The organism is Nocardia sp. CA-145437 (assembly GCF_050956485.1).
Classification (GTDB): domain Bacteria; phylum Actinomycetota; class Actinomycetes; order Mycobacteriales; family Mycobacteriaceae; genus Nocardia.
Genome location: NZ_CP191204.1, coordinates 3,161,363 through 3,182,181, shown reverse-complemented (window position 1 = coordinate 3,182,181; position 20,819 = coordinate 3,161,363). Strand labels below are relative to the sequence as shown.

Sequence of the window (20,819 nt, the reverse complement as noted above, 5' to 3'; positions counted from 1 at the left end):
TCACGATCTTGACCGGTTTCGAGCCGAAAGTCCCGGTGGTTTCCGGTGATTCGGACCCGTCACTTTTCGGGTGTGTCGTCCTCGGCGAGGATCCGGTACAGCGATCGGCGGGCCTCGGTGAGCACCTCGGCCGCCTTGGCCGCCTGATCCTTGGTGCCGACGGCGGCCACCTGGGCCACCGCGCCCATCAGCTGACCGACCAGTCCGCGCAGGTCGAGAGCCTGATCGCCGACGCCGTCCTTGACGTCCTGCCAGGGGTCGCCCAGATCGGTGCGGTTGGTCTCGACGTACTCGAGTCCGGCCTCGGTGAGCTTGGCCGTCTTTCGACCCGACACCTTCTCGATGAGCACCAGGCCCTCGTCCTCGAGCTGAGCCAGCGCGGGGTAGATGGAGCCGGGGCTGGGACGCCAGACATCCTCGCTGCGTTCGCGAATCTGCTGGATCAGCTCGTAACCGTGCATGGGCCGCTCCTGCAGCAGCAGCAGAATGGCGGCGCGGACATCGCCGCGTCGGCCGCGTCCGCCGCGACCGCGGCCGCGACCGAAGTGCGGCCCAGGACCGAAGCCGGGTCCGAAGTCCGGGCCGAATCCACGGCCGTGGCCGTGACGGTGCGGGCCGAATTCACCGCGCGGGCCGCGAGGCCCACCTCGACGCATCCGCGGATGTTCGGGGCCCTGCTGCTCGTCGCCGCGTCGCCGCCAGGGGCCGCGGCCCCGTTCGATGTTGTCCATGTGTTCCATGGTCGTGCCTCCCTCAAGGCTCGTCGTTGCATTTGCTGCTATCGACGATATATCGACAATCTATCCGGAGCAAGGGTGAACCGGAGCACGAACCGACTGGTTTGGCGGCTATGGAGAAAGGAGGTCGTGCGCGCGGACCGCATCCCACAGCCCGGTCGCGCGATCGTCCGTCGGCAGCGGCTCGACCAGGGCGAACGCGCAGCCCAGCGCCTTGGCGCCGCCGTCGGCCTCCAGGCTGTCACCGACCATGAGGGCCCGACCGGCAGCCACACCGAGGGCATCGAGGGCCGCCTCGAAGATGCGCGCATCCGGCTTCACGGCACCGATTTCGTACGACAACGCGAATTCATCGATATATCGGAGCCAGCCGCGGGCGGCGAAGGCCGGGCGGATATCGAAGGCGATATTGCTGACCACACCCACGCGCAGACCGCGCTCGTGGAGCGCTCGCAGCACCTCACCGGCGTCCGGATACGGCGACCATTCCCCGGGGTCGCGCATGAGTTCGTAGAGCCGGATCGCCTGCGGCTCGGGGACACCGGACTGCCCGAGCACCTCGAGGTAGGCGCGGCGATGCAGCACGGGATCGAGATCCCGGTTCTCCCAGGCGTATTGGCCATCGGCGTCGAACTCGACGAACTGCCCGACGGGAGCGGTCATCCGGCGCATGATCTCGGCGATCTCGTGGGAGTCGAGCAGGCGGCCGCCGGCATCGGTGAGGCGCGCGCCGTGGAAGGCCGCGTCGTCGAATCGGAAGAGTGTCCCGGAGAAGTCGAACAGCACCGCGTCGATCGCCATGCCGCCACCCTACACAGCGAATGCACAGCAAACCGTCAAATACGGACACACCTCCGCTTGTCTGAGGCGTTTGTTAGGCTGTGAACATGGCGGAACCGGTACTGAATGTCGACGACGTGACGGTGCTGCGGAGCGGAAACCCTATCCTGCAAGGGGTTTCGCTCACCGTTCGGGCCGGTGAGCACTGGGCGCTGCTCGGCCCGAACGGCGCGGGCAAGACCACGCTGCTGCGGATGCTCGGCGCGTTCGAGCATCCGACACGGGGAACTGTAGAAGTGCTCGGGCGGCGACTGGGCCGCGTCGACATGCGCGCATTGCGGGCGGGGATCGGCCATGTCGACCCGCGCCACGTCCCCAGCGGTGACCTCACCGTCCGCGAGGTCGTCCTCACCGGCGCGACCAATACCGCGGCCCTGATCCCCCGCCGGCAGCCCTCCCCCGCCGAACTGGCCGAGGCGGACCGACTGATCGATCTCCTGGGCCTGTCCCACCGCCGCGACGCCGACTGGCAGATCCTGTCCCAAGGCCAGCGCGGTCGCACCCTGATCGCCCGCGCACTGATGCCCAGTCCGCTCCTGTTGCTGCTCGACGAACCGGCCACGGGCCTGGATCTGGCCGGGCGAGAACAACTTCTGGAGCGGGTGGACCTGCTCCAGCGCAGCCACCCCGAGCTGGCGTCGGTCCTGGTCACCCACCATCTGGAGGAACTGCCACCCGGCACCACCCATGCCATGCTGCTGAGCAACGGTAGCACCCTCGCGGCCGGACCGGTCGAACGCGTGCTCACCACCGACCACATCAGCGCCTGCTTCGATCACCCCGTCCGCATCCTGCGCGACGAGGGACGGTGGAGTGTGCGGCCCGCCCAATCCCAGCCCGCCTGAATGGAATCCGGTGCGTGCGGCGACGCCGCACGATTCTTCCGGCGACCTGGCACGCGTCGAACGCCCCGAACCGGTTGGCGCGCTCGACCCCGGCTACGTCGCCGGAACCAGTGAGTCGATCCAGCGTTCCAGGCGCGCACCCTCGGCCGCCATCATCGCCGGGTCACGGAAGGTGTTGGTGAGCAGGGAGATCCCCTGGTACGCCGCCAACAGCGCGACGGCGAGCTCGCGGGAGTCCGTGCGCCCCAAGGCAGCGAACTGCGCTTCGATCCAGTCCAGCAGTCCGCGCATGACATCAGCTAGTTCGCGTTCGAGTCCGTCGGCGCGCTTGTCGAGCTCGGTGGCGAGAGTGCCCGAGGGGCAACCGAATCGGGCGGCCAGCTCACGCTGTTCGACCCAGCCGCGCACGAGCGCCCTCAATCGCTCGGCGGGCCCGTCGACTTGCTCCAGCGCGGTGATGATCTCCTGCCCGGTGCGCGCGTGCGCGCCGATCGCCGCCTGGACCAGCTGATCTTTGGTCTTGAAGTAGTAGTACACATTGCCGACCGGCACCTGCGCGGCGCGCGCGATATCGGCGATGGTCGTCTTCTCCACGCCCTGTTCGTGGAAGACCTTGGCGGCGGCGTCGGAGAGCCGCTCCCGCTTCCCCGCCGGCCGGACCACTGAGTCAGTCATACGACTAACTATAGACAACGCCGGGTCATATGGCCTATGTTCGATTTAGTCAGCCAACTAACTCAGGAGTGAGACAGATGATCGTGGTAACCGGAGCAACCGGAAATGTCGGCGGCGCCCTCGTGCGGGAACTCGCCGCGGCCGGTGAGAAAGTGGTCGCGGTATCCCGGGGCGAGAAACCGATCGACCTGCCCGAGGGCGCGGAGCACCGCCGCGCCGACATCGGAGATCTCGACAGCCTCGCCGAGGCAGCGGCGGGTGCGCGGGCACTGTTCCTGCTCATCACCGGACCGCAGCTGGTCGAGGGCCCCGCACCCGCCGAGGTACTGAAAACCGTTGCGGCAGCAGGTGTCCAGCGCGTGGTGTTCCTGTCCTCCCAGGGCGCGGTGACCCGGCCCGACAGCGACGGCTACGCGCGCAGCATCGCCTTCGAGCAGGCGCTCGCCGACTCCGAACTGGAGTGGACGGTACTGCGGCCGGGCGGCTTCTTCAGCAACACCTTCGCCTGGATCGAACCGGTCCGGGCCCAGCGGATGATTCCCGCGCCGTTCGGGGACGTCGGTCTGCCGCAGGTGGATCCGGGCGATATCGCGGCCATGGCCGCGGCCGCGCTCCGGGAGGACGGTCACCACGGGCAGTACTACACCGTCACCGGGCCGGAACTCGTCACTCCGCGCGGGCAGGCGGACGCGCTGGCGGACACGCTCGGGGAATCGCTGCGGTTCGTGGAACTCACCCGGGCGCAGGCACGGGAGAACATGCTGCGCTTCATGCCGGCGCCGGTCGCCGATCACACGCTCGACATCATCGGTGAGCCGACACCGGAGGAGCAGCTCGTCAGCGGCGATGTCGAGAAGGTGCTGGGACGGCCCGCGACCTCGTACGCGGAATGGGCGGCCCGGGTGGCCCCCGCCTTCCGCTGACGTCACCATTGATTATTTCGTATGCATCCGCCTATCGTCTACACATGCATACGAAAACATTCTCCGAAGGCACCGTGCTCATGCCCTGGAATCCCGGCCCGAACGATCGGCGTCCGGGTCCGGTGTTCGTCAGCGTGACCGACTTCCTCGCGGACTCCGAGGCCGAGGCACGCGACATCTATACGGCGGGGCTGGAATTGGGCCGGACGTGGCCGGTCATGCAGGGCGCGGTGGGTTTGTGGTTGTGGGGCCGGCCCGCGGAGTTCCGGGGCGGCTCGATCTCCGTGTGGGAGTTCGAACGGGACATGCGCCGCTTCGTGCGCTGGCCCGTCCACACCGAGATCGTGCGCGCCTGGCGCGGCCGCATCGGGATCGGCCTCGACTCCTGGCAGGCCGACGCCTTCGACGCCGACGCCGTCCTGACCCGCGCGGGCGAGACGATCGACAGGACGCACCGGCTCGCCGCATAGTCTGGTCCGCATGACAGACCGTCCGGACCTCGCAGCGATGATCGTCCCCCTGGGCCGCGCCCTCATGGCGGCCGAACAACCGGTGCTGGCCGGGCACGGGCTGACCATGTGGGCGTATGTCGTACTGCTGCATCTGGATGAAGGCCCGGCACGGGGTCAGGGGGTGCTGGCGCAGGAGATCGGGGCGGACAAGACACGGATCATCGCGGTGCTCGACGACCTGCAGGAACGTGGGCTCATCGCACGTCGCCCCGATCCGGCCGACCGCCGGGCGCGGCTGCTGGCCTTGACCCCGGAGGGTCGTCGCCTGCGCGACGCGGCACAGACCGAGATCCAGGCGCGCGAGGATCGCCTGCTCGCGAAACTCCCCGCCGCCGACCGCCGCGGCTTCCTGAACGCCCTCACCACCCTCGCCGCCCTCCCCCGCGACGAAATCACCAGCGCTTGAACAGGATCAGGGAGCAGTCAGCGCGATGATGCGGACATCATTCCGCGCCGGGAGCTCCCTGATCTTGTTTCGACGCTAGCCGATGTCGATCGGGTCGATCTGGACGCGCAGGGGGGCGTCGGAGCGGTGGGTGCTGCGGATGGCCTGGGCGGCGGTGAGGGCGCGGGAGAGGGCGGCCCCGCCGGAGCGGTCGGCGCGCAGGATCATGCGTTCCACCTCGGCGGGAGAGTCGCCGGAGGAGAAGGGCTTTCGGGCACCGGGGGGCAGTGGCACCGGGCCCAGGACTTCGACATCGCCGGAAAGCTCGGCCTCGCCGAGCAATTCGGCGATGGAGTCGGAGGTGCCGTCGATGGCGGCGAAACGGACCGCGGGCGGGAAGCGGACCTCGACGCGCTGGTCGAGCTCGAAACCGGCGTGCCACACCGGGTCCCAGCGGACCAGGGCCTGCACGGTGGGGAGACCGGCGTCGGCCATGACGATGACCCGGCCGTCGGAGCGGACCAGGGCGGCGGCCGACATCCAGCGGCGCAGGGCGTCCTCGGCGGCGCGCAGGTCGGCGCGGCCGAGCAGGGCCCAGCCGTCCAGGAGCATGGCGACCGCGTAGCCGCCGGGCACCGGGGGTTCCGCGCCGATGGTGGAAACCACCACCTGCGGACCCTCGGGGACGGAGTCGAGAATCGCGGAACCGCCCGAACCCCGCACGGGCACACCGGGAAACGCGCGACCCAGCTCCTCGGCGGTGCGGGACGCACCGATGACGACCGCCCGCAGCGCACGAGACCCGCAGGATCCGCAGCGGAACGCGGCCTCGGTGATTCCACACCAGCGGCAGGCCGGGCTCTGCGCCTCGGCGACGCCCTCTCGCCCGGTGCGCAATGCGCCACGTGACGCCGGCGCGGAGTCCGGCAGCGCCAGGGGTCCATTGCAGTGGCGGCAGCGCGCGGGGGTCCGGCACTTCGCGCACGACAGGGCGGGGATGTAGCCGCGCCGCGGCACCTGAACCAGCACGGCCCCACCGGCTTTGAGCGCCTTGCGCGCCTCCATGAACGCCACCGCCGGAATGCGGATCGCCTGCGCGATGGGATCCCGCTCCAAGGCCGCGTCGGTGTCGCCGGGCGCGGTGATGCGCGGCATCGCCTGCCGCACCACGGCCCGATCCGCGAGCAGGTCGTGCGCCCACCCGGATTCGACGATCGCCTGCACCTCGGCGGTCCGCGCGAACCCGCCCGCCACGAACGCCGCCCCCGTCTCGTGCGCCCGCAGCATGGCCACTTCGCGCGCATGCGGATACGGCGACCGCGGTTCGGCGAACGTGTCGTCCCCGTCGTCCCAGATGGCGATCAACCCGAGATCCCGCACCGGCGAGAACACCGCACTGCGCGTCCCCACCACCACCTTCGCCTGCCCCCGCAGCACCGACAACCACCGCCGATACCGCGCCGACGGCCCCAACCCCGCAGCGAGCCCGACCGCCGACTCCCCCATCAGCGCGACACATTCCGCCAGCACCCGATCCAGATCCCGCTGATCCGGCACCATGATCACCGCCCCGCGCCCACCCCGCACGGTCACCGCCGCCAACTCCGCCAGCCGCTTGGCCCAATCCTCCCCCGGCAACGCCTGCCACCCGGCCCGCGGCCCCCGTCCCGCCGCGAGCGCACCCAGGAACGAATGCCCGTGCGCATACCGGCCCCACTCGGCGAACTCGGACACCCACGACTGTGACGAAGCAGCGCTCACCGCACTCGGCCCGATCGCCCTGTTCGATGCCGCCGGCGTGGCCTCGGTTCCGTCCACGGCCGCGGACCGATCGTGCTGTGCGGCAGGATCGTCCGCGGTGTCCGCAGGAGCGACCGCGGCCTCGATGCTCGCCGATTCGACCGTCGTGGGAGTCCGCACCTGCTCCGAGCCCGTACCGGCGACCGGCTCGCCGCGGGTGAGGACATCGCCGTCGGCGGCGTCGCCGGGCACGCCACCGCCGGTAGCGCCGCCGGTCGCTGCGGTGTCGGAGTCACCGGACGCTGCGGTGTCGGAGTCAGCGGACGCGGCCTCGACGTCTCGCGGATCAGTCTGCGCGGCAATGCAATCAGCGGTTCGGTGTGCCGCGCTGACCGACGCGGCGGCCGCATCGCCCGGCTGCTGCGGGCCGGCGGGCGCGATCGCGTCGAGGTCGACCACACCGCCCGGGGCTGTCATCGGATCGACGGCGGTGCTCTTCTTCGTGGTGCGCTTGGGCTTTTCGGGCTTCTCCGTGCCCTCGGTTTCGACCTTGGCGTGGCGGGGCGGGATGGCCAGGCGCAGGACGTCGGCTCGGGTGCCGGCGTAGCGGGCCGCGACGGCGGTGACGAGCTTCAGGATCTCGGGGGTGAGGACGCGCTCGCCCGACACCACGCGTTCGAGGCGGACGAGTTTGCCGGTGTGGGCGGATCTTTCGAGGCGTTCGAGGAGGTAGCCGTCGATGAGGCGGCCGGAGAAGCGAACTCGGACCCGGACGCCCGGTTGGGCGATTTCGTCCAGCTCAGGAGGGACGACGTAGTCGAAATCGCGGTCCAGGTGGGCGGGTTCGAGCAGGGGCAGGACGCGGGCGATGGGGTGTGCTGTGCCAACGACGCTGGGAGCGGTGCCAACGACGGCGGGAGCGTCGGGCTCGGAGGGGGACTCCGTGCCCGACGCTCCCGTCGAGAACTGTTGGGTGCCGGTCAATTACAGCCCGGCGGCCGCGCGCAGCTTCTCCGCGCGGTCGGTGCGCTCCCACGGCAGATCGACATCCGTGCGGCCGAAGTGGCCGTAGGCGGCGGTCGGCGCGTAGATCGGGCGCAGCAGGTCCAGGTCGCGGATGATCGCGCCGGGACGCAGGTCGAAGACCTCGCCGATGGCGTCGGAGATCTTGATCGGGTCGATCTGCTCGGTGCCGAAGGTCTCGACGAACAGGCCGACCGGGGCCGCCTTGCCGATGGCGTAGGCGACCTGGACCTCGACCCGCTCGGCCAGGCCGGCGGCGACGACGTTCTTGGCGACCCAGCGCATGGCGTACGCGGCCGAGCGGTCCACCTTCGACGGGTCCTTGCCGGAGAAGGCGCCGCCACCGTGGCGGGCCATGCCGCCGTAGGTGTCGACGATGATCTTGCGGCCGGTCAGGCCCGCGTCACCCATCGGGCCGCCGAGCACGAACTTGCCGGTCGGGTTGACCAGCAGGCGCACGTCGGAGGTGTCGAGCGGGTTGGGCAGCCGCAGCTCGGACAGGACCGCGTCGACGACCTTCTCGCGGATGTCGGGGGCCAGCAGGTTGTCCAGGTCGATGTCGGCCGCGTGCTGGGTCGAGATGACCACGGTGTCGAGGCGCTTCGGAATGGCGCCGTCGTACTCGATGGTGACCTGGGTCTTGCCGTCGGGCCGCAGGTACGGCAGCACGCCGGTCTTGCGGACCTCGGTCAGACGCCGGGACAGCTTGTGCGCCAGCGAGATCGGCAGCGGCATCAGCTCGGGGGTCTCGACGGTGGCGTACCCGAACATCAGGCCCTGGTCGCCCGCGCCCTGACGGGCGATCTCGTCGTCCTCGCCGCCCACGCGGGCCTCGTGCGAGGTGTCCACGCCCTGGGCGATATCGGGCGACTGCGCGCCGATCGCGACGTTCACGCCACAGGACGCGCCGTCGAAACCCTTTGCGGACGAGTCGTATCCGATCTCCAGGACCTTCTCGCGGACGATGGTCGGGATATCGGCGTAGGCCGAGGTGGTGACCTCACCGGCCACGTGCACCTGACCGGTGGTCACCAGGGTCTCCACCGCGACCCGGCTGCGCGGATCGGCCGCGAGCAACGCGTCGAGGATGGAATCGCTGATGGCATCACAGATCTTGTCGGGATGACCTTCGGTCACCGACTCACTGGTGAATAGGCGGCTGCCAGACGTGCGCACAGTTGTTCCCTCTCCCTCAACGGGTTTCTCGTATCGGGTGGCGACAGTAGCGTCTCCGCGCCATCGCACAACCCTTTGTCTCAGGTTATTCCAATATGCGCGTCACAGGGGCGAGCGCCACCGTGACGAGCACATTGTGACTCAGACACCCGCCGCGACCTGCGCGGCAGCCGTCCGAACCCTGCGGTGCCGAGGCTTCAGCGGAGCAGAGGACCGAGTGCGTCGAGCACTCGGCTAGCCAGTAGGGCCTTGGACCCGTGGTCCAGGGCGATCTCGGTGCCGTCGGCGCCGAGCAACCAGCCGTCGTTGGTGTCGACCTCGAAGGCCTTCCCCTCCCCGACGGCGTTCACGACCAACAGGTCGCAGCCTTTACGGGCCAGTTTGGCCCGGGCGTGGGTGAGCACGTCGGCGTGCTCGTCCCCGGTCTCGGCGGCGAAGCCGACGATCGCGGTGCCCGGTAGGTGTCCGTCGCGACGGGACTGAACCAACCCGGCAAGGATATCCGGTGTCTTGGCCAACTCGATCGAATTCGGTTCGCCCGCACCCTTTTTGATTTTGGACGCGGCGACGTTGACCGGCCGGAAGTCGGCGACCGCGGCCGCCATGATGACGGCGTCCGCGCCGAGCGCGTGCTTGTCGACGGCCACCTTCAGCTGGTCGGCGGAAGTCACGTGCACCACCTCGACGGCGGCCGGAGCCTCCAGGCCGATGGTGTTGCCCGCGATCAGCGTCACCTGCGCGCCGCGCTGGGCGGCCAGGCGGGCGATCGCGTAGCCCTGCTTACCCGAACTCCGGTTGCCCAGGAAGCGGACCGGGTCCAGCGCCTCGCGGGTGCCACCGGCGGAGACCACCACGCGGCGGCCCTCCAGGTCACGCGGCAGCGCGTCGGCGCGCTCGAGCAGCAGACGGGCCAGACCGAAGATCTCCTCCGGCTCGGGCAGCCGGCCCGGACCGGTATCGGTGCCGGTCAGGCGGCCCGAGGCGGGTTCCATCACGGTCGCGCCGTGCGCGCGCAGCGTCGCCACGTTCGCCCGGGTGGCCGGATGCTCCCACATCTCGGTGTGCATGGCCGGGGCGAACAGAACCGGACAGCGCGCGGTCAGCAGCGTCGCGGTGAGCAGGTCGTCGGCGCGGCCCTGGGCGGCGCGGGCCATGAGGTCCGCGGTGGCGGGGGCGATGACGACCAGGTCGGCCTCCTGGCCGAGGCGCACGTGCGGCACCTCGGGCACGTCGGCGAAGACACCGGTGTGCACGGGATGGCCGGACAGCGCCTCGAAGGTGGCCTTGCCGACGAATTGCAACGCCGACTCGGTGGGAATGACACGAACCTCGTGCCCGGTTTCGGTGAACCGGCGCACGAGGTTGCAGCTCTTGTAGGCGGCGATACCGCCGCCGACGCCGACGACGACTCGGGTCACCGCGGTTTTACTCCCCTTCGGAGTGCTCGAGCAGGTCGGCGTGGATCTCGCGCATGGCCACCGACAGCGGCTTCTCCTGCAGACCCGGCTCGACCAGCGGACCGACGTATTCGAGAATGCCGTCGCCGAGCTGGTTGTAGTAATCGTTGATCTGACGCGCGCGCTTGGCCGCGTAGATGACCAGCGCGTACTTGGACGACGTCCGCTCCAGGAGTTCGTCGATCGGCGGGTTGGTGAGGCCGACCGGAGTGTCGTAGGCGGGAACGGTCTTGAGGTCCGTACTCACTAGGAAGGCTCCTGCGGGGTTGTTCGGAAGGATGGCTTCCCGGCTCACTTCGAAGACGAGCCGGATGTTCGGGTTCCGCAGTTCGAGAACTAGGACCCCGAATTTGTGCTAACGAACAACGATACCAACTGCTCGCAGGCGCTGGTCACGTGGTCGTTCACGATCACGATGTCGAACTCGTCACACGCGGCCAGTTCGGTGCGCGCGGTCTGTAGCCGACGCTCGATGACCTCGGGCGATTCGGTCCCGCGCGAGGTCAGGCGGGACACCAGCTCGTCCCAGCTGGGTGGGGCCAGGAAGACCAGCAGGCCCTCCGGCATGGATTCGCGGATCGAGCGCGCGCCCTCGAGGTCGACCTCGATCAGGACGTGGTGTCCGGAGGCGAGCGCTTCCCGCACGGGTGCGGCCGGGGTGCCCGACCGCTGCAGTCCACCGTGGATATCGGCCCATTCGAGCATTTCGCCGCCGTCGATCATGGCGTCGAACTTCTCGCGGGTGACGAAGTGGTAGTCCTGACCGTCGACCTCCCCGGGCCGCGGAGCCCGGGTGGTGGCCGACACACTGAATACCAATTCGGGCAGTCGTTCGCGCACGCAGCGCACGACGGTGGACTTGCCGACGGCCGAGGGGCCGACCAGTACTACCAGTCGACCCTTCCGAGTGTGTTCGACCACCCTCGGATTATTCGGCGCTGAAGTCGAACCGGGCCAGCAGCGCCTTACGCTGCCGGTCGCCCAGTCCGCGCAGGCGGCGGGTGGGAGCGATCTCGAGCTCGCTCATGATCTCGGCAGCCTTGACCTTGCCAACCTTCGGCAGGGCCTCGAGCAGGGCCGAAACCTTCATCTTGCCGAGGACTTCGTCCTTCTCGGCGTCCGCAAGGACCGTCTTCAGATCGGTGCCACCACGCTTCAAGCGCTCCTTGAGCTCCGCCCGAGCGCGGCGAGCGGCAGCCGCCTTCTCCAAAGCAGCGGCGCGCTGCTCGTCAGTCAGCTGGGGAAGGGCCACGGTTCCTCCGTCTCATCGTTCATTGCTTGATCTACCTCCGGTAACCCGGTGGTCTCAGCGACCGTACCCACGACGCTTGCCGATTGCGAACCCACCCCCCAGGTCAGCGCGTGATTCGGCGCGCGACCGGGCCGGATGCACACCGCCGCGGGCGCCGCCGCACCGGGCGCGCCCCACGGCCGCGCACGGCCGCGAATAGCCTTGCGGCCAGGGGTTTTTGGGTTTCTCGACCGCGCGTTCGAGGGGCCGGACTGGCCCCGGATGAAACCGTGACCGAGCTGTAATCACGCGACCTGGATTTTTCTTGGATTTCTCGGCGTGTCGTTCGAATCCGTAGCGCGTGTCGCGCATCACCGGGGCCCGTTCCGAGACCTTGAAAACTCGCAAATCAGACACCCTTCGATGCAGGTCGGACCCGGTGCGGCCACCGGGGACGACGCCCGAGCGGCCCGTTTCCGCCCCTCAGGCGGCCGCTGACGCGCGAAACCCGGCCGATACATGCGAGAACCCGCCCATCGCCCGGGCGGGCGGGAGCGGGTCGATCCGGACAAGCGTTCGATCGGGCCGCCGGATGGTTCGCCGAGAGCGAACAGGATCGGATCAATCCGCGTACTGGCACAGCTCCACGAGCGTGCCCTCGGGTGCGCGCACGTGACCCACGCGCATGCCCCACGCCGGCTGGTCGGCGGGCTCGCCGACGACGACCGCGCCGCGCTCGCGCAGCACGGCGATCGCCTCGTCGACATCGGCGACCCGCAAAACCACCACGGCCGTATCGATCTCGCCGCGCGGCCGGTGCTCGGCGCCGATGGCCGCGTCCATGTAGGCGCGGGTGAACAGCGCGAGATCCTGCGTGCCGACGGCGAAGCAGGCGTAGGGCCCTTCCTCGGTCTCGGGCACGTCACCCTCGATCTCGGCCTTCAGGCGCAGACCCAGCACGTCGCGATAGAACCGGAAGCTGGACGCGAAATCGTCGACCAGGATGCGGGTTTGGGCGTACGAGAGCAGGCCGAGGGCGGCATCGGACATGAGAAATCCCACCTTTCTACTGAGCGGTCCGATTCAGGCCCGCCAGAAATCCCGCAGCCCGGGCGCCGCCTCCCCGCCCTGCCGCACCCCCGCCTCGTAGGCGGGCACCAGCGCGTCCGCGCTGAACAGGTTCGGGCCGAAGGCGGCGATGGCATCAACGTCGGGGACGATGAACGTCGTTGCCGCGCCGCCCAGGTCGCGGTCGGAGGGGGCGTGCGGGAACAGGTGCGCCAGGGGTTCGATGACCAGCATCCGCTCGGCTCCGGCCGCCAGATCGGCGTTGATGGGTGAGCGCATGCCGCCGTCGAAGTAGTGGACGCCGTCGATCGGAATGGGCGGGAAGACACCGGGAACCGAGGTGCTCGACGCCAGCGCCTCGGGCAGGGTGGCCTTGCCGCCGGGGGTCCAGGCCTGCAGTTCCCCGGTGTCGACGCTGATCGCGGTGATCAGCAGATCGCGCTGGGGCCAGTCGCTGTGGCCGACGAACGCGCCGATGCGGGCGATGTGGGTGGCCGGATCGCCGAGATTCATCTCCAGGGCGCGGGCGCCCGCGCGCCGACGCGCCTCGGCCGGGTCCAGACCGGGCGTGCCGAGCAGGCCGAGGATCTCGCCGAAGCTGTTCGGGTCGAACTCGATCGGCTCGAGTTCGGCGGTCTCGGTGGAGGGCCGCCGCAACAGCAGGTTCAGGTCGACGTCCGCGGCCAGGGCCGCGCCGACGACCGCTCCGGCGGAGGTGCCGACGATCCGGTCGGCCGCGGCCGGGTCGATTCCGGCCGCGCGCAGGGCGATGACGACACCCGCCATCCAGCTCAGGCCGACCGCACCACCTCCACCCAGGACGAGCGCACGGCGAATTCCCTTGGGCGGCATCGCGGCAGACATGAGGCCACTGTATCCGCCGCGACAAGGAAGCGGAGGATATCCCTCCGAAAACACTCGCGGCACCGGATCGGACCCGGTGCCGCGAGTAACTGTGTTCTGGAATCAGCGCTGCAGGAAGGCGAACTCCTCCGACAGCTCGGCGACCTTCTCCTTCAGCGCGGCCACCGACGGACCGGCCTTCAGCACCTCACGCGAGACATTGGGCAGCACCGCGCCCAGGTCGCGCGCGGGCACCAGGGCGCGAATGGAGTCCGCTCCCCCGCCCTGCGCGCCCACACCCGGCATCAGGATGGGCCCGTTGAGGGCGCTCAGGTCCGGGGCCTCGGTCAGGGTCGCGCCGACAACCACACCGACGGAACCGAATTCGGCCCCGACATTGGCCGCGGCGGCATCGTCGACCATGCGCTGGGCGATGCTGCGGCCGTCCGCGCCGGTGATGCGTTGCAGCTCGGCGCCTTCCGGATTGGAGGTCGCGGCCAGCACGAACACGCCGCGCCCGTTGGCCGCGGCCAGCTCCAGAGCCGGTGCGAGCGAACCGAATCCGAGATACGGCGACACCGTGACCGCGTCGCTGCCCAGCGGGCCGTCACCGAGCCAGGCGTGCGCGTAGGCGTCCATGGTGGAGCCGATATCGCCGCGCTTGGCGTCGGCCAGCACCAGGGTGCCCGCCGCCCGCAGCGCCGCGATGGTCTCCTCCAGCACCATCATTCCGGCCGAACCGTAGGTTTCGAAGAACGCCACCTGCGGCTTGACCAGGGCGACCCGGCCCGCGAACGCCCGCACGCAGGCGTCGGCGAACTTGGCCACCCCGGCGGCGTCCTCGCTCAGGCCCCAGGCCCGCAGCAGCGGCGGATGCGGGTCGATGCCCACGCACAACGGTCCGTGCGCGCGCATCGCCTCCCGCAGCCGTAGCCCGAAGCCGGTCGTCCGCGCAGCACCGGAGGCGCTCATCCGCTCAGCGCCGGAGGCGCTCATCCGCGCAGCACCGCGTGCAGTTCCTGCAGGGAGCGCACGCCGATGCCGCCGCGGATGGTGGCCTCGATGCCCTGCACGGCCGCGGCCGCACCCTGCACGGTGGTGATGCACGGGATGTTCGCGCCGACCGCGGCGGTGCGGATCTCGTAGCCGTCCACGCGCGGGCCGTTGTTGCCGTAGGGCGTGTTGAACACGATGTCGACGTCGCCGTCCTTGATCATGTCCACGATGCCGGCCTCGTCCGGCGCGTTGTCGGACTGCTTGCGCACCCGATCGCACGGAATGCCGTTGCGGCGCAGCATCTCCGCGGTGCCCTCGGTGGCGAGGATGCGGAAGCCCAGGTCGTGCAGGCGCTTGACCGGGAACACCATGGCGCGCTTGTCGCGGTTGGCGATGGACACGAACGCGGTGCCCTCGGTCGGCAGCGACCCGTAGGCGGCGGACTGCGACTTGGCGAAGGCGGTCCCGAAGTCGGCGTCGATGCCCATGACCTCACCGGTGGACTTCATCTCCGGCGAGAGCAGCGAGTCGATGCCGGAGCCGTCCGGGCGGCGGAAGCGGTGGAACGGCAGAACCGCTTCCTTGACCGCGACCGGGGCCTCGATCGGCACGGTGCCGCCGTCGCCCTCGGCCGGGAGCAGGCCCTCCTTGCGGAGGTCGGCGATGGTGGCGCCCAGCGCGATCCGCGCCGCGGCCTTCGCCAGCGGCACCGCGGTGGCCTTGGAGACGAACGGCACCGTGCGGCTGGCGCGCGGGTTGGCCTCGAGGACGTAGAGCACGTCGTCCTTGAGCGCGTACTGCACGTTCAGCAGGCCCTTCACGCCGATGCCCTTGGCCAGGGCGGCCGTCGAGCGGCGCACGGCCTCGATATCGCTGCGGCCCAGGGTGATCGGGGGCAGGGCGCACGCCGAGTCACCGGAGTGGATGCCGGCTTCCTCGATGTGCTCCATGACGCCGCCCAGGTAGACCTCGTCGCCGTCGCACAGGGCGTCGACGTCGATCTCGATGGCGTCCTCCAGGAACCGGTCGACCAGCACCGGGTGGTCCGGGGTGATCTCGGTGGCGCGGGAGATGTAGTCGGCGAGGGTGGCCTCGTCGTAGACGATCTCCATGCCGCGGCCGCCCAGCACGTAGGACGGGCGCACCAGCACCGGGTAACCGATCTCGGCCGCGATCTTCTTGGCCTGCGGGAAGGTGGTGGCGGTGCCGTACTTGGGGGCCGGAAGACCCGCCGCGACCAGCACATCGCCGAACTCGCCGCGGTCCTCGGCCAGGTCGATGGCCGCCGCCGAGGTGCCGACCACGGGCACGCCCGCGTCGGTGAGGCGCTGCGCCAGGCTCAGCGGGGTCTGCCCGCCCAGCTGGCAGATGACGCCCGCGACGGTGCCGGACTCGGTCTCGGCGTGGTACACCTCGAGCACGTCCTCGAAGGTGAGCGGCTCGAAGTAGAGGCGGTCGGCGGTGTCGTAGTCGGTCGAGACCGTCTCCGGGTTGCAGTTGACCATGATGGTCTCGTAGCCCGCGGCCGACAGCGTCTGCGCGGCGTGCACACACGAGTAGTCGAACTCGATGCCCTGGCCGATACGGTTCGGACCCGAGCCCAGGATGATGACCTTCTCGCGCTCCCGCTGCGGCGCGACCTCGGACTCCGCGGCGGGATCGAGCTCGTAGGCCGAGTAGTGGTACGGGGTCTTGGCCTCGAACTCGGCGGCGCAGGTGTCGACGGTCTTGAACACCGGGCGGATCTGCAGGCGGTGGCGCAGCTCGCGCACGCCGCCCTCACCGGCGAGTTCCGGTCGCAGCGCGGCGATCTGGCGATCGGAGAGGCCGTAGTGCTTGGCGGTGCGCAGCAGCGGCTCGTCCAGCACGGGGGCGTCGATGATCTCCTGACGCAGCTCCACCAGGGCGGCGACCTCGGCGACGAACCAGGGGTCGATGCCGGAGGCGGCGGCGGTGTCCTCGATGCTCGCGCCAAGGCGCAGCGCGCGCTCCACCTGGTAGATGCGGCCCTCGGTGGGGACCTTCAGGTCGTCGAGAATGGCCTGCACGTCGGTCCATTCACCGTCGGGCAGGGTCCAGAAGCCGGTGGCCTTGGTCTCGAGCGAGCGCAGCACCTTGCCCAGGGCCTCGGAGAAGTTGCGGCCCATGGACATCGCCTCGCCGACCGACTTCATGGTCGTGGTCAGCGTGGTGTCGGCGCCCGGGAACTTCTCGAAGGCGAAGCGCGGAGCCTTCACGACCACGTAGTCGAGCGTGGGCTCGAAACAGGCCGGGGTCTCCTTGGTGATGTCGTTGACGATCTCGTCGAGGGTGTAGCCGATGGCCAGCTTGGCGGCGATCTTGGCGATCGGGAAGCCGGTGGCCTTGGACGCCAGCGCCGACGAGCGCGACACGCGCGGGTTCATCTCGATGACGATCAGGCGGCCGTCGCGCGGGTCCACCGCGAACTGGATGTTGCAGCCGCCGGTGTCGACACCGACCTCGCGCAGGATGGCGATGCCCAGATCGCGCATCTTCTGGTATTCGCGGTCGGTGAGGGTCATGGCCGGGGCGACGGTGACCGAGTCACCGGTGTGCACGCCCATCGGGTCCACGTTCTCGATCGAGCAGACGATGACCACATTGTCGTTGCGGTCGCGCATGAGCTCGAGCTCGAATTCCTTCCAGCCCAGGATGGATTCCTCGATGAGCACGTTCGCGGTCGGCGATGCGGCCAGGCCGCCGCCGGCGATGCGGTCGAGGTCCTCGTGGTTGTAGGCCATACCCGAGCCCAGGCCGCCCATGGTGAACGAGGGGCGCACGACGACCGGGAAGCCCAGTTCCTCGACGGTCTCGCGGACCTCGTCCATGGTGAAGCAGACCTTGGAGCGCGCGGACTCGCCGCCGACCTTGGCGACGATGTCCTTGAACTTCTGGCGGTCCTCACCACGCTGGATGGCCTCGAAGTCGGCGCCGATCAGCTCGACGTTGTACTTCTCGAGGATGCCGTTCTCATGCAGGGCGACAGCGCAGTTGAGCGCGGTCTGACCGCCGAGGGTCGCCAGGATCGCGTCGGGACGCTCCTTGGCGATGACCTTCTCGACGAATTCCCAGGTGATCGGCTCGACATAGGTCGAGTCCGCGAACTCCGGGTCGGTCATGATGGTCGCCGGGTTGGAGTTGACCAGCGACACGCGCAGGCCTTCGGACCGCAGGACGCGACACGCCTGGGTTCCCGAATAGTCGAACTCACAAGCCTGGCCGATGACGATCGGGCCCGAGCCGATCACCAGGATGTGGTTGAGGTCGGTACGGCGTGGCATCAGGCTCCTTCCATCAGCATGGCGAAACGGTCGAACAGGTAGGCGGCGTCGTGGGGTCCGGCCGCGGCCTCGGGGTGGTACTGCACGGAGAAGGCCTTGCCGTTCACCAGCTGCACGCCTTCGACGACACCGTCATTGGCGCACACGTGGCTGACCTCGGCCTTGCCGAACGGGGTGTCGAAGACCTCGCCGCGCTCGCCTTCGAGGGCGAAGCCGTGGTTCTGGGCGGTGATCGAGATCCGGCCCGAATGATGTTCGACGACCGGCACATTGATGCCGCGGTGGCCGAACTTCATCTTGTAGGTGTTGCGGCCCAGCGCCCGGCCCAGGATCTGGTTGCCGAAGCAGATGCCGAACAGCGGGATGCCCTCGCCCAGGACGCCCTGGGTCAGCGCGACCTGCGCATCGGCGGTGGCCGGGTCGCCCGGGCCGTTGGACAGGAACACGCCGTTGGGGTTCAGTTCCTTGATCTGGTCCAGGGTCACGTTGGACGGGACCACGTGCACCCGCATGCCGCGCTGGGCGAACATGCGCGGGGTGTTGGACTTGATGCCCAGGTCGACCGCGACCACGGTGAAGCGGTGCTCGCCGATCGGGTCGATGGTGTACATCTCGTCGGTGGAGACCTCACCGGCCAGGTCCGCGCCCAGCATGGACTGCTGGCCGTTGACCCGGGAGACCAGCTCCTCGTAGTCGGCCAGCGAATCGCCGGAGAAGATGCCCGCCTTCATGGAACCGGCGGTGCGCAGGTGCCGCACCACCGCGCGGGTGTCGATGCCCGCGATGCCGACGATGTTCTGGTTCTCCAGCTCGGCCTGCAGGGTGCGGTTGGCGCGCCAGTTGGAGGCGCGGCGCGCGGGGTCGCGCACGGCATAACCCGCCACCCAGATCTTCGAGGACTCGTCGTCCTCGTCGTTCCAGCCGGTGTTGCCGATCTGCGGCGCGGTGGCCACCACGATCTGGCGGTCGTAGCTGGGGTCGGTGAGGGTCTCCTGATAGCCCGTCATGGCGGTACAGAACACCGCCTCACCCAGGGTCTGCCCGACGGCGCCGAAGGTCGTCCCGCGGAACACGCGGCCGTCCTCGAGCACCATCACGGCAGTATTTCCGCTGCTCATGCCTCGTCTCCCGTCTTCGTAGCTGCTGCGGTCCATGCCGGGTACACCGCTTTGTCGTCACCGCGGAAACCGGTATCCACCTCGGTCCCGGTCGGCAGCGTCCAGCGAATCACCAGCACACCGTCTTCTGTCATCACTTTGCCCGCGTGCCCGCGCTCGGCGCGCACCGCGGTGATGGATTCCTGCGGAATCCAGATCGTCGCCGCGCCATCCCGCTCGAGCAGGATGCCGCGTTCGAACCGGGTCAGCTCCGCGGTGGCGCGGAAACCCAGGTCGCCCACCGTGATTCGCTGAATCCAGCTGGGGGCGAGGGTGCTGCCGAGGTAGAGCCCCGTGGTGGGCTCCAGCAGCTGCGCGCCGCAGTCGGCGGGCACCGCGGGCAGGTCACCGATCGCGCCCGCCTGCTTCTTGGCCCGGCCCGTCCACGCCCAGTACATGAGTCCCAGGCACAGCACGAACAAGGCCAGCAGAATCAGCACTTGCAACAGTCGCATGACGGTTCTCCGTGTCCATTGAGCAATGAGCGGGGAGCCTGCGTGGTTACGCAGGCTTCCGCCTCCGGCTCCTGACCGTTCATTGCTGGGTTCCCCACCCGCCGCTATCCGGCGACGATCCTGCCGTCCCGGGCGGTGAGCCGGCCGCGCAGGAAGGTGGCGGTCACCTTCGCGGGCAGGGTCATCGCCTGGAAGGGCGTGTTGCGGGCGATCGAGGCGAGTTCGTTCGCCTCCACCGTCCATTCGGCGGCCGGGTCGATCAGCGCCAGGTTGGCGGGTTCGCCGACCGCGAGCGGCCGGCCCTGATCGTCCAGGCCCACGATCCGCGCCGGGTTCTCGCTCATGACCCGCGCGACACCGCGCCAGTCGAGCAGTCCGGGGTTGACCATGGTCTCCACGATGATCGACAGCGCCGTCTCCAGGCCCAGCATGCCGGGACGGGCGGCCGCGAACTCGCAGCACTTGTCCTGGTCGGCGTGCGGGGCGTGGTCGGTGGCGACACAGTCGATGACTCCGTCGGCGAGGGCTTGACGCAGCGCCGCCACGTCGGAGGATTCGCGCAGCGGCGGGTTCACCCGGTTCACCGCGTCGTAGGTCTCCAGCCGCGAGTCGTCGAGCAGCAGGTGGTGCGGGGTCACCTCGGCGGTGATCGAAATACCCTGGGACTTGGCCCATTTCAGCAGTTCGACGGTGCCGGCGGTGGAGGCGTGGCAGATGTGCACGCGGGCTCCGGCGTCGCGGGCCAGCAGGGCGTCGCGGGCCACGATGGACTCCTCGGCGGCGCGCGGCCAGCCGGCCAGGCCCAGACGGGAGGCGGTCGGGCCCTCATGGGCGACGGCGCCCTTGGTCAGGCGCGGCTCCTCCGCGTGCTGGGCGATGAGCACGCCCAGGGAGTTCGCGTATTCCAGGGCGCGGCGCATGATCAGCGGGTCGTAGACGCAGTGGCCGTCGTCGGAGAACATGCGCACCGCGCCGACGCCGGCGGCCATGGTGCCCATCTCGGCGAGCTGCTTGCCCTCGAGGCCGACGGTGACCGCTCCGACCGGGTGCACGTCGACCAGGCCGACCTCCTGGCCGCGCTTCCACACGTGGTCGGTGATGACCGAGGTGTCGGCGACCGGGCTGGTGTTGGCCATGGCGAACACCGCGGTGTAGCCGCCCAGAGCGGCTGCGGCGGAACCGGATTCGATGGTCTCGGTGTCCTCGCGGCCCGGCTCGCGCAGGTGGGTGTGCAGGTCGATGAAGCCCGGCAGCAGGAACTGGCCCTTGCCGTCGACGATCTCGGCGTCCGGGGCGCTCAGGCCCGCGCCGATCTCACGGATCTCGCCGTCGGCGACCAGCACGTCGACCGCGTCGCCCTCACCGTAGAGAAGGACGTTCTTGATCAGGATGCTCATGCTGCTTCCTTTCCGCGCACTCGGGGGCCCTGCGTGGTTACGCAGGCTTCCGCCTCC

At 69.6% G+C, this 20,819-nt stretch carries 20 protein-coding genes; 4 read left to right on the top strand and 16 right to left on the bottom strand.

What is annotated here, in order from left to right; translation table 11 throughout:
* Positions 1-59: 59 nt before the first annotated feature.
* Together ACQPYY_RS14755 and ACQPYY_RS14750 are read right to left on the bottom strand one after the other, a co-directional pair.
* On the bottom strand, positions 60-656 hold the full coding sequence (locus ACQPYY_RS14755) for a PadR family transcriptional regulator (RefSeq protein WP_379100229.1): 597 nt from the start codon (positions 654-656) through the stop codon (positions 60-62).
* Between the two features lie 192 nt (positions 657-848).
* Positions 849-1,538 (bottom strand): HAD family hydrolase, encoded by a 690-nt coding sequence (locus ACQPYY_RS14750; RefSeq protein WP_433594155.1) that lies wholly within the window; start codon positions 1,536-1,538, stop codon positions 849-851.
* 86 nt (positions 1,539-1,624) lie between these two features.
* On the opposite strand from ACQPYY_RS14750, the gene ACQPYY_RS14745 reads away from it, so the two are divergent.
* Positions 1,625-2,422 (top strand): ABC transporter ATP-binding protein, encoded by a 798-nt coding sequence (locus ACQPYY_RS14745; protein WP_433594154.1) that lies wholly within the window; start codon positions 1,625-1,627, stop codon positions 2,420-2,422.
* 93 nt (positions 2,423-2,515) lie between these two features.
* Here the strand turns inward: ACQPYY_RS14745 and ACQPYY_RS14740 are convergent, their stop codons facing one another.
* Positions 2,516-3,097: a TetR/AcrR family transcriptional regulator gene (locus tag ACQPYY_RS14740; protein ID WP_433594153.1), complete on the bottom strand. Its 582-nt coding sequence runs from the start codon at positions 3,095-3,097 to the stop codon at positions 2,516-2,518.
* A gap of 77 nt (positions 3,098-3,174) precedes the next feature.
* On the opposite strand from ACQPYY_RS14740, the gene ACQPYY_RS14735 reads away from it, so the two are divergent.
* Genes ACQPYY_RS14735 through ACQPYY_RS14725 form a run of 3 tightly spaced genes read left to right on the top strand, consistent with a single transcriptional unit; the run spans position 3,175 to position 4,938 of the window.
* Positions 3,175-4,020 (top strand): SDR family oxidoreductase, encoded by an 846-nt coding sequence (locus ACQPYY_RS14735; protein ID WP_433594152.1) that lies wholly within the window; start codon positions 3,175-3,177, stop codon positions 4,018-4,020.
* 44 nt (positions 4,021-4,064) lie between these two features.
* Positions 4,065-4,490, top strand: a complete 426-nt coding sequence (locus tag ACQPYY_RS14730; protein ID WP_433594151.1) for a hypothetical protein — start codon at positions 4,065-4,067, stop codon at positions 4,488-4,490.
* 10 nt (positions 4,491-4,500) lie between these two features.
* Complete coding sequence (locus ACQPYY_RS14725) at positions 4,501-4,938, top strand: MarR family winged helix-turn-helix transcriptional regulator (RefSeq protein ID WP_433594150.1); 438 nt, start codon at positions 4,501-4,503, stop codon at positions 4,936-4,938.
* Between the two features lie 75 nt (positions 4,939-5,013).
* Here the strand turns inward: ACQPYY_RS14725 and ACQPYY_RS14720 are convergent, their stop codons facing one another.
* From ACQPYY_RS14720 to ACQPYY_RS14660, 13 genes are all read right to left on the bottom strand, one after another.
* Entirely contained in the window at positions 5,014-7,527 is a 2,514-nt protein-coding gene (locus ACQPYY_RS14720; protein WP_433594653.1) for a primosomal protein N', read from the bottom strand.
* Between the two features lie 114 nt (positions 7,528-7,641).
* Positions 7,642-8,856, bottom strand: coding sequence for a methionine adenosyltransferase (gene metK / locus ACQPYY_RS14715; RefSeq protein ID WP_379097858.1), 1,215 nt, complete (start codon positions 8,854-8,856; stop codon positions 7,642-7,644).
* A gap of 197 nt (positions 8,857-9,053) precedes the next feature.
* Entirely contained in the window at positions 9,054-10,274 is a 1,221-nt protein-coding gene (coaBC, locus tag ACQPYY_RS14710; RefSeq protein WP_433594149.1) for a bifunctional phosphopantothenoylcysteine decarboxylase/phosphopantothenate--cysteine ligase CoaBC, read from the bottom strand.
* Positions 10,275-10,281: 7 nt separating this feature from the next.
* Entirely contained in the window at positions 10,282-10,560 is a 279-nt protein-coding gene (rpoZ, locus tag ACQPYY_RS14705) for a DNA-directed RNA polymerase subunit omega (protein WP_213556271.1), read from the bottom strand.
* A gap of 89 nt (positions 10,561-10,649) precedes the next feature.
* Complete coding sequence (gene gmk / locus ACQPYY_RS14700) at positions 10,650-11,234, bottom strand: guanylate kinase (RefSeq protein WP_357286150.1); 585 nt, start codon at positions 11,232-11,234, stop codon at positions 10,650-10,652.
* Positions 11,235-11,241: 7 nt separating this feature from the next.
* Entirely contained in the window at positions 11,242-11,565 is a 324-nt protein-coding gene (mihF, locus tag ACQPYY_RS14695; RefSeq protein WP_033086940.1) for an integration host factor, actinobacterial type, read from the bottom strand.
* 600 nt (positions 11,566-12,165) lie between these two features.
* Entirely contained in the window at positions 12,166-12,594 is a 429-nt protein-coding gene (locus tag ACQPYY_RS14690) for a VOC family protein (RefSeq protein WP_433594148.1), read from the bottom strand.
* 33 nt (positions 12,595-12,627) lie between these two features.
* Positions 12,628-13,476 (bottom strand): patatin-like phospholipase family protein, encoded by an 849-nt coding sequence (locus ACQPYY_RS14685; protein WP_433594147.1) that lies wholly within the window; start codon positions 13,474-13,476, stop codon positions 12,628-12,630.
* A gap of 102 nt (positions 13,477-13,578) precedes the next feature.
* The gene (gene pyrF / locus ACQPYY_RS14680; RefSeq protein WP_433594146.1) at positions 13,579-14,451 is read right to left on the bottom strand and encodes an orotidine-5'-phosphate decarboxylase; all 873 of its coding nucleotides are present in this window, start codon (positions 14,449-14,451) and stop codon (positions 13,579-13,581) included.
* Positions 14,448-17,753: a carbamoyl-phosphate synthase large subunit gene (gene carB, locus ACQPYY_RS14675; RefSeq protein WP_433594145.1), complete on the bottom strand. Its 3,306-nt coding sequence runs from the start codon at positions 17,751-17,753 to the stop codon at positions 14,448-14,450. Before carB ends, pyrF begins: the two co-directional genes overlap by 4 nt.
* Positions 17,753-18,871, bottom strand: coding sequence for a glutamine-hydrolyzing carbamoyl-phosphate synthase small subunit (gene carA / locus ACQPYY_RS14670; protein WP_379097837.1), 1,119 nt, complete (start codon positions 18,869-18,871; stop codon positions 17,753-17,755). Before carA ends, carB begins: the two co-directional genes overlap by 1 nt.
* A complete protein-coding gene (locus tag ACQPYY_RS14665; protein WP_357286134.1) occupies positions 18,868-19,365 on the bottom strand; it encodes a transporter in 498 nt (165 codons plus the stop codon). Before ACQPYY_RS14665 ends, carA begins: the two co-directional genes overlap by 4 nt.
* Before the next feature lie 104 nt (positions 19,366-19,469).
* The gene (locus tag ACQPYY_RS14660) at positions 19,470-20,762 is read right to left on the bottom strand and encodes a dihydroorotase (protein WP_433594144.1); all 1,293 of its coding nucleotides are present in this window, start codon (positions 20,760-20,762) and stop codon (positions 19,470-19,472) included.
* Positions 20,763-20,819: the final 57 nt, after the last annotated feature.

Coding starts and splice junctions, on each gene's coding strand:
- ACQPYY_RS14755 (WP_379100229.1), bottom strand. CDS start 656: ATGCGTCGAGGTGGGCCTCGCGGCCCGCGCGGTGAATTCGGCCCGCAC.
- ACQPYY_RS14750 (WP_433594155.1), bottom strand. CDS start 1,538: ATGGCGATCGACGCGGTGCTGTTCGACTTCTCCGGGACACTCTTCCGA.
- ACQPYY_RS14745 (WP_433594154.1), top strand. CDS start 1,625: ATGGCGGAACCGGTACTGAATGTCGACGACGTGACGGTGCTGCGGAGC.
- ACQPYY_RS14740 (WP_433594153.1), bottom strand. CDS start 3,097: ATGACTGACTCAGTGGTCCGGCCGGCGGGGAAGCGGGAGCGGCTCTCC.
- ACQPYY_RS14735 (WP_433594152.1), top strand. CDS start 3,175: ATGATCGTGGTAACCGGAGCAACCGGAAATGTCGGCGGCGCCCTCGTG.
- ACQPYY_RS14730 (WP_433594151.1), top strand. CDS start 4,065: ATGCATACGAAAACATTCTCCGAAGGCACCGTGCTCATGCCCTGGAAT.
- ACQPYY_RS14725 (WP_433594150.1), top strand. CDS start 4,501: ATGACAGACCGTCCGGACCTCGCAGCGATGATCGTCCCCCTGGGCCGC.
- ACQPYY_RS14690 (WP_433594148.1), bottom strand. CDS start 12,594: ATGTCCGATGCCGCCCTCGGCCTGCTCTCGTACGCCCAAACCCGCATC.
- ACQPYY_RS14685 (WP_433594147.1), bottom strand. CDS start 13,476: ATGTCTGCCGCGATGCCGCCCAAGGGAATTCGCCGTGCGCTCGTCCTG.
- pyrF (WP_433594146.1), bottom strand. CDS start 14,451: ATGAGCGCCTCCGGCGCTGAGCGGATGAGCGCCTCCGGTGCTGCGCGG.
- carB (WP_433594145.1), bottom strand. CDS start 17,753: ATGCCACGCCGTACCGACCTCAACCACATCCTGGTGATCGGCTCGGGC.
- carA (WP_379097837.1), bottom strand. CDS start 18,871: ATGAGCAGCGGAAATACTGCCGTGATGGTGCTCGAGGACGGCCGCGTG.
- ACQPYY_RS14665 (WP_357286134.1), bottom strand. CDS start 19,365: ATGCGACTGTTGCAAGTGCTGATTCTGCTGGCCTTGTTCGTGCTGTGC.
- ACQPYY_RS14660 (WP_433594144.1), bottom strand. CDS start 20,762: ATGAGCATCCTGATCAAGAACGTCCTTCTCTACGGTGAGGGCGACGCG.